The sequence below is a fragment of the Aliterella atlantica CENA595 genome (assembly GCF_000952155.1).
Taxonomy (GTDB): Bacteria; Cyanobacteriota; Cyanobacteriia; order Cyanobacteriales; family Chroococcidiopsidaceae; genus Aliterella; species Aliterella atlantica.
The window spans coordinates 14,349-28,300 of the sequence record NZ_JYON01000016.1; the positions used below are offsets into that span (position 1 = coordinate 14,349).

At 45.0% G+C, this 13,952-nt stretch carries 11 protein-coding genes; 7 read left to right on the forward strand and 4 right to left on the reverse strand.

The window, feature by feature from the left end; genetic code table 11:
• The first annotated feature begins 32 nt into the window (after positions 1-32).
• Positions 33-863, forward strand: a complete 831-nt coding sequence (locus tag UH38_RS15060; RefSeq protein WP_045055498.1) for a DUF4351 domain-containing protein — start codon at positions 33-35, stop codon at positions 861-863.
• Here the strand turns inward: UH38_RS15060 and UH38_RS24885 are convergent.
• Positions 860-1,207 (reverse strand): hypothetical protein, encoded by a 348-nt coding sequence (locus UH38_RS24885; RefSeq protein ID WP_052672399.1) that lies wholly within the window; start codon positions 1,205-1,207, stop codon positions 860-862. The two genes, UH38_RS15060 and UH38_RS24885, sit on opposite strands and share 4 nt — an antisense overlap.
• Positions 1,208-1,425: 218 nt before the next feature.
• On the opposite strand from UH38_RS24885, the gene UH38_RS15070 reads away from it, so the two are divergent.
• Together UH38_RS15070 and UH38_RS15075 are read left to right on the forward strand one after the other, a co-directional pair.
• Positions 1,426-2,688, forward strand: a complete 1,263-nt coding sequence (locus UH38_RS15070; RefSeq protein WP_045055499.1) for an MFS transporter — start codon at positions 1,426-1,428, stop codon at positions 2,686-2,688.
• Positions 2,689-3,028: 340 nt separating this feature from the next.
• A complete protein-coding gene (locus UH38_RS15075) occupies positions 3,029-4,795 on the forward strand; it encodes an iron uptake porin (protein ID WP_045055500.1) in 1,767 nt (588 codons plus the stop codon).
• A 149-nt stretch (positions 4,796-4,944) separates the two neighbouring features.
• Here the strand turns inward: UH38_RS15075 and hisIE are convergent, their stop codons facing one another.
• On the reverse strand, positions 4,945-5,592 hold the full coding sequence (hisIE, locus tag UH38_RS15080) for a bifunctional phosphoribosyl-AMP cyclohydrolase/phosphoribosyl-ATP diphosphatase HisIE (protein ID WP_045055578.1): 648 nt from the start codon (positions 5,590-5,592) through the stop codon (positions 4,945-4,947).
• Between the two features lie 149 nt (positions 5,593-5,741).
• Positions 5,742-5,888 (reverse strand): hypothetical protein, encoded by a 147-nt coding sequence (locus tag UH38_RS26340; protein WP_200892452.1) that lies wholly within the window; start codon positions 5,886-5,888, stop codon positions 5,742-5,744.
• Between the two features lie 73 nt (positions 5,889-5,961).
• On the opposite strand from UH38_RS26340, the gene hemL reads away from it, so the two are divergent.
• Positions 5,962-7,260, forward strand: coding sequence for a glutamate-1-semialdehyde 2,1-aminomutase (gene hemL, locus UH38_RS15085; RefSeq protein WP_045055501.1), 1,299 nt, complete (start codon positions 5,962-5,964; stop codon positions 7,258-7,260).
• Between the two features lie 98 nt (positions 7,261-7,358).
• Here hemL and UH38_RS15090 read toward each other — a convergent pair whose 3' ends face one another.
• Positions 7,359-7,757 carry a response regulator gene (locus UH38_RS15090; RefSeq protein WP_045055502.1) on the reverse strand — a complete coding sequence of 133 codons (399 nt, stop codon included), beginning with the start codon at positions 7,755-7,757 and terminating at the stop codon, positions 7,359-7,361.
• A 208-nt stretch (positions 7,758-7,965) separates the two neighbouring features.
• Here UH38_RS15090 and UH38_RS15095 point away from each other — a divergent pair, with 208 nt between their 5' ends.
• The 3 genes from UH38_RS15095 (at position 7,966) to UH38_RS15105 (ending at position 13,776) form a co-directional block, all read left to right on the forward strand.
• Complete coding sequence (locus UH38_RS15095; RefSeq protein ID WP_045055503.1) at positions 7,966-10,437, forward strand: DNA gyrase/topoisomerase IV subunit A; 2,472 nt, start codon at positions 7,966-7,968, stop codon at positions 10,435-10,437.
• 162 nt (positions 10,438-10,599) lie between these two features.
• Positions 10,600-11,886 carry an ABC transporter ATP-binding protein gene (locus UH38_RS15100; protein ID WP_045055504.1) on the forward strand — a complete coding sequence of 429 codons (1,287 nt, stop codon included), beginning with the start codon at positions 10,600-10,602 and terminating at the stop codon, positions 11,884-11,886.
• 300 nt (positions 11,887-12,186) lie between these two features.
• The gene (locus UH38_RS15105; RefSeq protein ID WP_144405696.1) at positions 12,187-13,776 is read left to right on the forward strand and encodes a tannase/feruloyl esterase family alpha/beta hydrolase; all 1,590 of its coding nucleotides are present in this window, start codon (positions 12,187-12,189) and stop codon (positions 13,774-13,776) included.
• Positions 13,777-13,952: the final 176 nt, after the last annotated feature.

A 13,952-nucleotide genomic window follows, 5' to 3' on the forward strand; every position in this document is an offset into this window, starting at 1 on the left:
TCATAAGGTTAGCAAATGAAGTAGACTTCGCTATGACTTACGACAATATCTGCAAATATCTAGCTGAAGAGTACCCACAAAGTTTTACCCGTTGGCTATCTTCAACGCCAACAACAGAAGTTGGGGTACTAAAAACTGAGTTAAGCCTAGAACCAATCCGCGCCGACTCGGTTACATTACTACAAACTTCTAACCAAATCTTGCATCTAGAATTTCAAACTCTACCTGCATCAGAACCGCCATTACCCTTACGGATGCTGGATTATTGGCTGCGACTGTATCGGCAATATCGCTGTCCAATCGAACAAATTATTATTTTTCTTAAACCTACAACCTCTGAGGCAGTTTTTGTCAATGAATTTACAGCCGCCAATACATGGCATCGCTATAGAGTAATCCGCCTGTGGGAGCAAGATCCAGCCCCTCTACTAGCCGATAATGCTTTACTACCCTTAGCCGCGCTTGCAAGGACAAATTCACCGAGAAACTTACTAGAGCGAGTAGCCACGCAAGTCGCTACTATTGAATCAGTCGAGCAACGGCAAAATTTAGCTGCAAGTGTAGAAATCTTAGCAGGTTTGAGATTCGAGCAAAACTTAATCAATCAACTATTTAGAGAAGACATCATGAAAGAATCAGTTATTTATCAGCAAATTCTCCAAGAAGGAGTCAGAAAAGGGCAGCAGTTAGGAGAAGCAACTTTGATTGTACGTTTACTAGAACGCCGCTTTGGTAGTATTGATACTACAACTCAAGAGCAGATTCGCAATCTACCCAGCGATCGCTTAGAAGAACTAGCTGTAGCTTTGCTCGATTTTGCAGCGCTTACGGAAGTAACTACCTGGCTGCAAAACGAAAACTAATATCTACCGCGATCGCGTTGCAAGTCAAAAATTACTTTCTCTGCACACCAATTAACCGATTTATGCGGATTGCGGGCTTTGGCTAGCTCCATCAGTCGCGTCGCCGCCAGAGCGTCGCCGTTCAATAGCAATAGTAGCTTTTTTTGCAATTTCCCTGAAGCTCGTTCTATACTGACGCGTTCTTCCTGCCCATAATATGTTTGAGTTGTTCCTGTATTAAAGTAGCGTTTAAATTTTGAACGACATTTTACTCTGGTGTAAGGCGATTGACTGCGCCACAATATATAACCTACGCCGACAAGCAGCGCACTTGTAGCAAGTATTTTTAAGATTCCAATAGTCATTTATATAGAGGGAAAAAGGTCAAAGGGGCAGGAGTACATGATGGAAAGCGGGGGTTTTTAGCCAAAGAACTTAAATTTCTGTGCATCTACAAGTAAATTCAATTGCTGCAAACCTCTTGAGCAATAGCCCTAGGCACAAATGTACTTTCTCTGTATTTATAATTCCCAAAACAGTTACTTTTGTAACTTTGTAAAACGTGTTTGTACTTAAAGATTGAATGAAGTTTCCCGCAAAAGATCGTTCCTCGTGGCTACCTCAGCTAGATCCTCAAGTCTGGATTTTGGCTTTCGGTCGTTTTTTATCTGAAGTTGGTACTGGTTTTACTCTGTTCTACGCGCCAATATTTTTTGTCAATCATGTTGGCTTATCAGCAACGGCGGTCGGTTTTGCCTTAGGTAGTGCTTCAATATCTGGAGTCGTCGGGCGGATTTTGGGCGGTTCGTTCTCAGATTCGCAGTTTTGGGGTCGGCGCAAGACATTGTTACTTTCGGCGGCAATTAGCGCGATCGCTTCTCTAGTTTTGGCTAGTGCTAATGATTTTTTAATTTTAGTTATTGGTAATTTGCTTAGTGGTATGGGACAAGGGTTGTATTGGCCCGCCAACGAGTCAGTGGTAGCAGATTTGACAGCCACAGAACAACGTCATGAAGCTTATGCCATTACTAGACTTGCAGACAATCTGGGTATGGGTATGGGGGTAGTATTGGGAGGATTGTTAATTAGCACTACTGGAGCTTATCGAGTGCTGTTTATTATTGATGCAATTTCGTTTGCCGTCTTTTTTGGCGTGGTATATTTCGCCATTAAAGAGACTTACAGACAAGTGGATGCTAGATCGGCTGTATCGCTCAAATCTAGCTGGTTAATTGCCCTGCACGATCGCCGCTTGCTTGTTTACGTACTAATTAATGTAATTTTTACTACTTATGTTTCCCAACTGCAAAGTACATTACCGCTTTATCTAAAAAACTTTGTATCTTTAGGAGCAAAGACAGGTTTTACTGAAGCTAATATTAGTGCTATTTTCGGCTGGCATCTAGCTTTAGCAATTATTACTCAACTACCTATAGCGCGTAGTTTACGGCGCTTTAGTCATACTCAAGCCCTCAGCTTTTCGGCTTTAATGTGGGCATTAGGATTTGTTTTAGTTTGGGTTACAGGTGTTGCTGCTAGCAATCAACTGATGTGGGCAGTTTTAGCATTGGGATTGTTTTCCTTGGCGATCGTTTCTTATACGCCTTTTGCTTCAGCTTTGGTTACTAATTTAGCCCCGCCTTCGCAGTTAGGTGTATATTTTTCCATGAGTTCTTTGTGCTGGGCGGCGGGGTATTTTATTGGTCCCCCTTTGGGTGGTTGGGCATTAGATAAAACGCCTATGTTTGCCGATAGTTTTTGGTTAGGATTGGCTTTTAGCGTAGGTATATTGTTGCTAATTTTGTATTATTTAGATCGGCTTTTAATAAATAATAAAAATACTTAGACTGGATTTGTCGCCTAAGAGTATGGCTATTAACCGTAGTTAAAAGTACTGCCCATATATATGATACCTAGCAAGTCCAAGCTATTCTATGACAAATAATCAGTCTATCTATAGATAAATCTTACAAGATGTATATTATTTATCTATGTAATATACCTGATACCTTTAGCTAATAGCAGTTAAAAACTATTTAAATTAATTTAATTTTGTAAAAGATTTAAAATTACAAAGTTTTATTTTGTAATTCTGGTACACTTTTCTAGAAGTAATGTTTTAGAAACCAATAGTTGTTGGGACCTGAATCTAACAACTAGGATATTAGGTGTGTGAGGAGTAATTTATGAATAGGTATTTGCTGGTTTATTCTAAGCAATTAGCTTTGCTGTGCTTACTGTCTGGATTATTACCATTAGTAACAATACCAGCTAGTGCTAAAACAGCTAAGAAGTTAGATATTGCAGAATCAAAACAAGTAAGTCCTCAAAACGAGCGATCGCTTTTTAGTGACGCTCCAGTATTAGTATCTCAATCAATGGCACAAGTGACATCTGTATCGCAATTATCAGATGTCCAGCCTACAGATTGGGCATTTCAAGCACTGCAATCTTTAGTCGAGCGCTACGGATGTATTGCGGGCTATCCTGATGGTACTTATAGAGGTAATCGGGCGCTAACGCGTTATGAATTTGCTGCTGGCTTAAATGCTTGTTTAGACAGAGTTAACGAATTAATCGCTACTGCGACAAGCGACTTAGTAAGTAAAGAAGATTTAGCTACATTGCAGCGCTTGCAAGAAGAATTTGCGGCTGAATTAGCTACCCTGCGCGGGCGCGTAGATACATTAGAAGTACGGAATGCTGAACTAGAAGCTAATCAGTTTTCTACTACTACTAAACTAAGTGGGGAAGTAATCTTAGCGCCAATCGCGGCTACAGGTGGGGCTGCTGATGATGACCCTAATATCATTTTGGTTAACCGCGCACGCTTGAATCTAACTAGCAGCTTTACTGGTAGAGATGCCTTAATTACAGGCTTACAAGCTTATAACTTCCAAGGCGGCGACAGCAGTATTGGCGGTTCGTTAGGTTTAGCCGACGGGTTGGGATTGAGTAGTAGTAGTGCAAAACTAAGCTTTGAACCGCAATTTCCTGGCGTTAATCCGCAAAACTTGTCTGCTATTGGTAGCAATAGTTTTTCTTTGTACAAGCTGCTTTACGTCTTTCCAGTTGCTAGTAAAGTAACCTTGTTTGCAGGAACAGCAGCAGAGACAACTGATGCTTTTCCAGCAATTACACCTTTTGCGAATGAAGGACAAGAAGCAGTTTCACGATTTGCAGGTTATAACCCTGTAGTGCGTGTATCAGGAGGTACTTCAGGTTCGGGTTTAGCATCTGCTGCTGGCTTCATCTGGAATGTCTCTGATGCCATCAACTTGACGGCGTTGTATGGTAGTGTTAATGCGGCAATTCCAACCGAAGCCCCTGAAGTTCTTCCAGGTGTCTCTGGTACGCCGTTGGGAGCAGGATTATTTAGCGGTAGTAGCGTAGTTGCGGCTCAATTGACAATTAAACCGAGCAGAAGTCTAGATATTGGGCTGAATTATGCCAATAGCTACCACGAAATCAACATTTTAGGAACGGGGTTAGTAAACGCGGATATTGGAGCTTTAGGCGGATTGCCAGCAGGGACTCCTGTTAAGCTCAATTCTGTAGGCGGTACTTTAACTTGGCGATTTGCGCCCAAGGTGGCTCTTTCTGGGTATGGAGCGGCAATTTTCGTTGATGCTGCGCCTGAAGCTGTTGATGCTGAAACTACGTTTACAAGTTGGATGGTAGGCTTACATTTTAGCGATTTGTTCGCTGAAGGCAATAATGCAGGTTTGCTGTTTGGACAACCTTTATATCGGTCTGATGCTAGTGGCGATGCTGTGACTCAACTACCTGGGGAAGATAGAGCAACTCCTTATCATTTGGAAGCTTACTACCGCTTCAGAGTCAGTGACAATGTCAGTATTACTCCTGGAGCATTTGTTTTGTTCAATCCCGAAGGTAACAGCAACAATGATACTGCCGTAGTAGGTTTACTCCGTACCACCTTTACTTTCTAATAGTTAATAGAGTTACCTTTGACCAGTAAAACTTATAAGCGTGGTATTCAACCTCAACTGAAATATCAAAATCGCTCTTAAGCCAGAAACTCACATACTTTTATAGTATTCATCTGGTCACTGGTCACTGGTTACTGGTCACTGTCTCCCTAGCGCCGCCTTTGTTGCAGTTCGCGGTAAACGTCTTTGATGTCTACTTGATGGTGCGCTAAGGCTACAAGCGTATGATAGAGCAAATCGGCTACTTCACCTGCGATCGCATCTGCCTCGTCATCTTTGCAAGCCATCACGACCTCAACTGTCTCTTCGCCTAGTTTTTTCAATATTTTGTTATCGCCAGCAGCAAATAGCTGACAAGTATAAGAGCTTTGCGTAGGGTTATCGCGGCGATCGCATATTACTTTATATAATTCCGACAGTGTATCTGCTGGCGGTACTGTAATGCTGCTATCGACTTGATGAAAACAACTGCGCTCTCCAGTATGACAAGCAATATCGCCTATTTGCTCGACACCAATTAATAAAGCATCGCTATCGCAGTCATAGCGCAGACTGCGGACTTTTTGAATATGCCCAGAAGTTGCGCCTTTGTGCCATAATTCACCGCGCGAACGACTCCAAAACCAAGTTTCTCCAGAATCTAGAGTTTTTTGCAATGACTCTTGATTCATCCATGCCATCATCAGCACAGTGCCATCTAAATAATCTTGAACGATCGCAGGGACTAAACCGCGATCGTCGTAGCGAATCTTATCAACTGGGATAGCTTGAGCGGATAAATTTTGATTAAAAGACATAGCTGCTGGCATTCCAGGCAATAACTCATTTGTCCACGATACCATTGGAGTTGACCAGCTAAAACGTGCTAAATGTGTTTATCCCAATAAGCTTATATCTCTAGCAGATTACATTCTTCCGGCACTAGCAGCAACACAGCGAGTTTGCTTTAGATAGCCTTACTAATCGCCGAGTTATAAACAACCCGATACAAATCTTGCAAAGCTTCCAATCGACGTGCTTGAATTTCTAATGGTAAGTCTGGATTTTGATTTAACAAAATCTTATTTTTGTAGACTTGATAATTCATTGACATAGAAATTCTGCAACCAAGGAAACAACACTTTTACAGACAAACTTTTCGCTCTTGCCATTTTTAGGAGAAAACTTTGGTTAATACCAGCATTAAAACTACCAAATCACAAGAAATTTTTGCTGCTGCACAGAATTTGATGCCTGGAGGCGTAAGTTCGCCAGTACGGGCATTTAAGTCAGTAGGCGGGCAACCAATTGTCTTTGACCGCGTTAAGGGTGCGTATGTTTGGGATGTAGATGGCAACCAGTATATCGACTATGTAGGTACGTGGGGACCAGCAATTTGCGGTCACGCCCATCCTGAAGTAATTGGGGCGCTGCATGAAGCCTTGGAAAAAGGCACTAGCTTCGGTGCGCCTTGCGTCTTAGAAAACGTGCTAGCAGAAATGGTAATTGCTGCCGTTCCCAGCATTGAAATGGTACGTTTTGTCAATTCTGGCACTGAAGCTTGTATGGCGGTACTGCGCTTGATGCGGGCTTTTACCGGACGCGACAAAATTATCAAGTTTGAAGGCTGCTATCACGGTCATGCTGATATGTTCCTGGTGAAAGCAGGTTCGGGCGTTGCTACTTTGGGTTTACCAGATTCGCCAGGAGTGCCTAAATCTACTACCGCCAATACTTTGACAGCACCTTATAACGATTTAGAGGCAGTTAAAGCTTTATTTGCCGAAAACCCCGACCAAATTGCTGGGGTAATTTTAGAACCAGTAGTAGGAAATGCCGGATTTATTGCCCCCGATGCTGGTTTTCTAGAAGGATTGCGCTTGCTAACTCGCGAAAATGGAGCCTTATTAGTATTTGATGAAGTCATGACAGGCTTCCGAATTGCTTACGGCGGCGCTCAAGAAAAGTTTGGCATTACTCCCGACTTGACTACCTTGGGTAAGGTTATCGGTGGCGGTTTACCTGTAGGCGCTTACGGCGGTCGGCGCGATATTATGTCGATGGTTGCACCCGCAGGACCGATGTATCAAGCTGGGACACTTTCTGGCAATCCTCTGGCGATGACTGCGGGAATTAAAACTTTAGAATTGCTCCAAAAGCCTGGTACTTATGAGTATCTAGACCGAATTACCGAAAAACTAGCTGATGGACTGTTGCAAATCGCTAGAGAAACTGGTCATGCAGCTTGTGGCGGTCAAATTAGCGGGATGTTTGGCTTGTTCTTTACTGAAGGACCTGTCCACAATTACGAAGATGCTAAAAAATCCGACCTCAATAAGTTCAGTCGTTTCCATCGCGGGATGTTGGAGCGAGGTATCTACTTAGCACCATCGCAGTTTGAGGCGGGATTTAGTTCTGTAGCTCATACTGAAGTTGATATCGATCAAACTTTAGCAGCCGCACGCGAGGTTATGTCTAGCCTCTAACGATTTTTGCGGGAAATATTTACCCCTTGCCAATTTGGCAGGGGGTTTTTTATAGTAATTTGTTAGTACAATTGCACTACAATAAAATCCAGTTACGTTCAATCTTTAGGCAGCAGGGCGAGAATTTGCTCGACAAACTCTTGATGATCGACGACTGGCTTAGAAATATAACCGTCAGCGCCGCTTTTTTTGAGAAAATTGTCGCGATCGCCTTCCATAGCATGGGCTGTGACTAAAATAATCGGCAGATTTGCTGTTTTGGGGTCTGCTTTTAACATCTGGGTGATTTTGATGCCGTCTACAGACTTACCCTGATAAACACTGCGCTGAAGAGAAACATCCATTAAAATAATGTCTGCCTGCTTACTTGTCGCAATTTGGAGCACTTCTTCCACATTTTCCGTGTGCTTAACCTCTAAGCCGCCACGTTTGGTCAAAATTTTGGAAAACACGCGGGCGTTAATTGGATCGTCTTCCACAATCAAAACAGTTTTCATATCTACTGGTTGCAAGCTATTAAATATTATTAGTGGCAAATATTGCAGCTATGGCTAAAATTAGCGCATCTTTAAAAATAGAGACAGATTGTATTACTGCCTCTAGTTAAGCACAAGTTTTACTGCTACTTACCTAAAAAACTTGCGCTTGAATATTAGCAAAATAATTCACCAAACTTATCTTTGTATCTCTAGACAGGAACAACTCATGGCAAAACAGTTAAACCTTCTCTCTACGGGACAGGTCATCACCACAGCCTTGCATACAGAAATGCAGCGCTCCTACCTAGAATATGCCATGAGTGTAATCGTTGGGCGAGCATTACCAGACGTGCGCGATGGTTTGAAGCCAGTACATCGGCGAATTTTGTACGCCATGCACGAATTGGGTTTGACTCCCGATCGCCCTTATCGTAAGTGTGCGCGGGTAGTAGGCGATGTTTTGGGCAAATACCACCCTCACGGCGATCAATCTGTCTACGAGGCTTTGGTGCGGCTAGTACAGGACTTTTCTAGCCGTTACCCGCTGCTGGCTGGACACGGTAATTTTGGCTCGGTAGATAACGATCCGCCAGCGGCGATGCGTTATACAGAAACTCGCCTAGCTTCAATTAGCCATGAGGCGATGTTGGCTGATATTGGCGAAGAAACTGTTGAATTTATCGGTAATTTTGATAATTCTCAGCAAGAACCTGTAGTTTTACCCGCTCAATTGCCGTTGCTGCTGCTCAATGGTTGTGCGGGAATTGCTGTAGGAATGGCAACTAATATTCCGCCGCATAATTTGGGTGAAATAGTAGATGGTTTGATTGCTTTGATCGATCGCCCCGATTTGCCTGATGAAAAGTTGTGGGAGTTAATTCCAGGTCCCGATTTTCCCACTGGGGGCGAAATTGTTGGCAACAGCGGCATCAAGGAAGCCTACGCTACAGGGCGGGGAAGTATTGTGCTGCGTGGGGTAGCTAAAGTTGAGGAAATTCCCGCTAGTCGCGGCAACAAGCGGCGGACAGCAATTGTGGTGACTGAGTTGCCTTATCAAGTAAATAAGGCTGGCTGGATTGAAAAAATGGCGGAGTTGGTCAATCAGGGTAAGTTAGAGGGAATTTCCGATATTCGCGATGAAAGCGATCGCGAGGGGATGCGCGTAGTGGTGGAACTGCGGCGCGATACTAATCCTCAAGCTGTGTTGCATAATTTATACCAGCAAAGTGCTTTGCAAACCAATTTTGGGGCGATTCTGTTGGCGATTGTGGATGGGCAACCTAGACAGTTGAGTTTGCGGCATCTTTTGGAGGAGTTTTTGCGCTTCCGCGAACGAACTTTGAGTCGCCTTTATTCGTACCAGTTGGCGCAAGCGGAAGGGCGCGTGCATATTGTCGCAGGGTTGTTAAAGGCTTTGGCTGGGCTGGATGAGGCGATCGCAATTTTGAGGGGGGCGGCTGATGGTAGTTCGGCGAAGATCGCTTTGCAGGAGCGTCTGGGGTTAAGTGAGGTGCAAGCTGATGCTGTGTTGGCTATGCCTTTGCGGCGGTTGACTGGGCTGGAGCAGCAGAATTTGCAGGCGGAGTTTGAGCGCTTGAGTGGGGAAATTGAGGTTTTGCGGCGGCTTTTGGGAGATCGTCGGGAGTTGCTGAAGGCTCTAAAGAAGGATTTACGGGGCTTGAAGCGCAAATATGGGGATGCGCGGCGGACTCGGTTGGTGAGTGAGGAGGTTTTGCGGGCGGAGAGAATAAACCGCGAAGATGCGAAAAACGCCAAGGTGGAGGAAAAGGAAGAGGCTGTTTTGGAGTTTAGTTTGCGGGGGTATGTGCGGCGGTTGGGGAATGGGCAAAAGGGCAAAAAGGTTAATGGGTTAGGGGAAAATGATTGTGTTGTGCAGGTGGAGGTGACAAATACTGGGCAAGATTTGCTGGTTTTGACTGGTGGGGGAAAGGTGTATCCAGTTGGGGTTGGTGATGTGCCTTTGGTTTCTCGCGCTTCGGGACGGGGTGTTCCTTTGGTGAGTTTGTTGTCTGCTGCTAGTGAGGGAATTATTTCTCAGTTTTTGTTGCCAGATGATATTGATGCTGCTGGACTGGTTTTGGTGACTCGGTTGGGACGGATCAAGCGGTTGGCTTTGGCTGAGTTGGCTGGTTTGAGCGGTCGGGGTTTGACGGCGATCAAGTTTAAGGATGACGATCGCTTGTTGGCTGGTCGGGTTGTCAGTCCTGGTGATGAGGCGATTTTGGCTACTGGTGGGGGGCGGTTGCTGCGTTTTAGGATTGATGACGAGCAATTGCCAGTGATGGGGCGTACTGCTGTCGGGTTGCAGGCTTTGCGGTTGCGGAAGAACGAACGGTTGGTTGGTTGCGTGACTGGGGCGGATGCTGAGGAAAATTTGGTGCTGTTTTCTCAGCTTGGTTATGCCAAACAAATGCCTCTGCGATCTTTGCGTAGAGCGGATCGTGGTGGGATTGGTACTCAGGCTTTATCTTTTAGTAGTAAAGCTGATGCTTTGGCTAGTATGGTTTTGGTTCCTAATGGGGCTGTGTTGGCTGTGACTACTGACCGACGGCTGTTGCAAGTCCCAATAGATGCTGTTAGTGCTACGGGTAAGGATGGTACGGGCGATCGCCTATCTCTGCTTAATCGCGATGAGAAGATTGTCTCTGTTACTGTTTTGCCGTTGGGGTCAAGTTAGTTTGCAGATGTAAATTTTCTTGTTATGACTGTGCTTTATTTAGGCGATCGCTTGCGGCACGATTTTCTGTTTGGCTTAAATTGCGGTAAAGTCAGTCAATGGCATTTTTATCTGCCTAAATTCAGCGAATAGGTTATTTTGCACACCAGCTAAAAAAAGATTGTGGCGCAGGTTGTTTTAGAAAACGTTTATAAAAGCTTTCCCGCTGCTGCTAAGGCTGAAGCTGTCGCCTCTGTAGTAGCTCCATCTCCTCTTGCTGCTGTGGATATTCAAGATAAGCAAGTAGAATCTCCTCATCAAGTTAATGTTCTAAGGCGCATCAATTTGACGGTGAATGATGGCGAGTTTATGGTGCTTGTCGGACCTTCAGGTTGTGGCAAAAGCACTCTACTGCGCTTAATTGCTGGTCTAGAAGAAATGACTGGGGGCAATATTTGGGTAGGCGATGCTTTGGTTAACGATTTACCTCCCAAGGCGCGGGATATTGCGATGGTGTTCCAAAATTACGCTCTCTATCCCCACATGAGCGTTTATGACAATATTGCTTTCGGGCTAAGGCGTACGGGGAGAGGAGGACAAGGGGGACACAGGGGGATCTGGGCAGAAAATTTGGTTGTAGGAATGACGCGCAATCTTCCCAAACCCTTACGTTATACTACCGATCGCGAACGAAATGTAGATAAGCGAGTAAAAACTGTTGCTTCGCTGCTGCAAATCGAACACTTATTAAATCGATTGCCCAAACAATTATCTGGCGGACAAAAACAGCGCGTGGCATTAGGTAGGGCAATTTCCCGCAATCCGCAAGTTTTTTTGATGGATGAACCGCTTTCTAATTTAGATGCCAAACTCCGCGCCGAAACTCGCGCCCAAATAGTTAAATTACAGCGCCAATTAGGAACGACGACTATATACGTAACTCACGACCAAACTGAAGCAATGACAATGGGCGATCGCATTGCGGTAATGGATAAAGGTCAATTGCAACAAGTAGCTCATCCCCTAGAACTCTACAATCGTCCGGCTACTAAGTTTGTTGCTGAATTTATTGGTTCGCCGCCAATGAATTTTTTACAGGTAGAATTCCACGCGCCATTATTTATTTTCCATCCTTTATTTCGTTTTACCCTCCCTGAAGTTTGGGAAATGGCTCTCAAAAAATACGAGCGCCAGCCGCTAATTTTAGGTATTCGCCCAGAACATCTAAGTTTGGGTGAAGCTGCACCTACCAATCTTCCAGTCCAAGTAGACCTAATAGAAGCTTTAGGCAACGAAACTTACCTTTCTGTTAGCACTCCCAATTCATCTGCTGCTGCTATTCAAGTGAGAATACCACCAGATCGCGCTGTATCAATCGGCGAACAAATATGGCTATCTCTGGCTATAGACAAACTACATTTCTTCGATCCCGACACTGGTTTAGCAATTCGCATAATGGATAAGAGCTAAGTGCGATCGCAATTTTGTGGTTTAACTTAGCCCTGTAGAGAGAAGAAAGTTTTAAAATTGTTGACTACAAGAGGATAGAATTGTCCGCCAATTTTGTTGCATCAAATTTTTGCGCTTTGCATAATGCTGGAAATCTAGGCGGCAAACAACTAGAGGAGATTTGTCGTGACTCGAAGACTGCAATTCTTGTGCCAAAATGGTTCAATCGTTCTGCGCTTCTTAATCGTCGCCCTGGTATTTTCAGTCCTGCTGAGTTCTAAGGCAAGATTATTCCAGACTTCTGCGATTGCACAAGCCCCGATGCAATCTATGCAGACTAATGCCTGTAGCGCTTTGACGCAAAGAGACTTTGCAGCCATTCCCGATGCGCCCACCGCACTTTTTTCGGCTCAAATTGTTGCTGCTATGGCTGGGACTCCCCAATACTGCGAGGTGAAAGGATACGTTACACCGCAAATTCAGTTTGAAATACGGTTGCCCACTCAAAACTGGAATCGTCGCTATCTTCAAGTTGGCTGTGGTGGATATTGCGGCAGTTTGAGAGCTTCGCCAGAATATATCGCTGCACTCAATCAAAACTTTGCAGTGGCTTTTGACAATTCAGGACACGTTGGCGGCGGCTTAGGCGCGGGGGGCGCACTCTGGGGACTAGATCAGCCCCAACTACGAACGGACTTCGGCTACCGCTCGGAACACGTAATGTTAATTGCCGCAAAAGCGATCGCTTCTGCCTTTTATGGAGAAAGCCCTAAATACTCTTACTTTCAGGGCTGTTCCAACGGGGGGCGACAAGCTCTAATGGCAGCACAAAGATATCCAAATGATTTTGACGGCATTATTGCGGGCGCACCTGCGGCAATTCAAGCCCCATTAAATGGGGAATACGAAACGTGGAATGCGATCGCCAATCTCGACTCACAAGGAAATGCCATTCTACCCGCCGATAAACTACCACTAATTCATCAGGCTGCACTGGCAGATTGTGACGGTAAAGATGGATTAGTTGACGGACAAATTACCGATCCTAGAGTTTGTACCTTTAAGCCCCAATCGCTGCGTTGTTCTAGCAATGGCGATCGCGCAAATTGTTTAACAATAGCTCAAATTGCAGTTGTTAATAAATTGTATAGCGGTCCAGTGGATAGTCAGGGTAAGCGACTCTACCCAGGCAGTCAAACGATTGGCTCAGAACTGGGGTGGGCAGGTGCAAGCATCGGCAGTTCTGGAATGCCACCAATGGCAGCGAATATCGCCGACGGCTATCTGAAATATCTTGCTTTTCCCAAGAGTCCCCCTGCATCTTTTTCCTACAAAGACTGGCAATTTACAACAGAGGGCTTCGATCGCCTGCGTCCTTTAGGCAAAGTGTACAATGCTACTAATCCTGACCTCAAAGATTTCCGCGATCGCGGCGGCAAACTTATCCTCTATCACGGTTGGGCAGATCCAGCGATTCCCCCGCAAGGCACGCTCGCTTACTATCAGGCAGTTCAAGATACAATGGGCGGTCTTGCCAACGTGCAATCGTTTGCCAGGTTGTTTATGCTGCCGGGAGTATATCACTGTCAAGGCGGGACGGGTCCAAGCCGCGTAGATTGGCTTGCTCCGATTGTTGCTTGGGTAGAACAAGGCACTCCCCCAACTAAAATTATTGCCTCGCAAACAACTGCCGATTCAGCCAGTGGTGGGTTTAGCAATCCAACTGAGGGATCGACCGGAAGCAATGCAAAAATTGTCAGAACAAGACCGATATTTCCTTACCCAATGCAAGCAAAGTACAACGGCAAGGGAAGCATGGACGATGCCGCAAACTTTGTCGGGGTAATGCCTTCCCGAATCCCAAGCGATCGCATCAATTGGATTGGCAACGATTTGTTCCAGCCGCAGTAATTTGAGAAAGTTTCAACTTTATGGTGAGAGCGATCGCAACCTCTCCGGTGGAACATACATCCATACTCGCTCCCCCAAAGTGGGAAAGAATCTCAATTCGAGCAGCGAATTTCTAACTAATTCTGCGATTGGTAGCATTTCCTAGCTCAAAACGACCTCGATCGCAAGTTCGCACC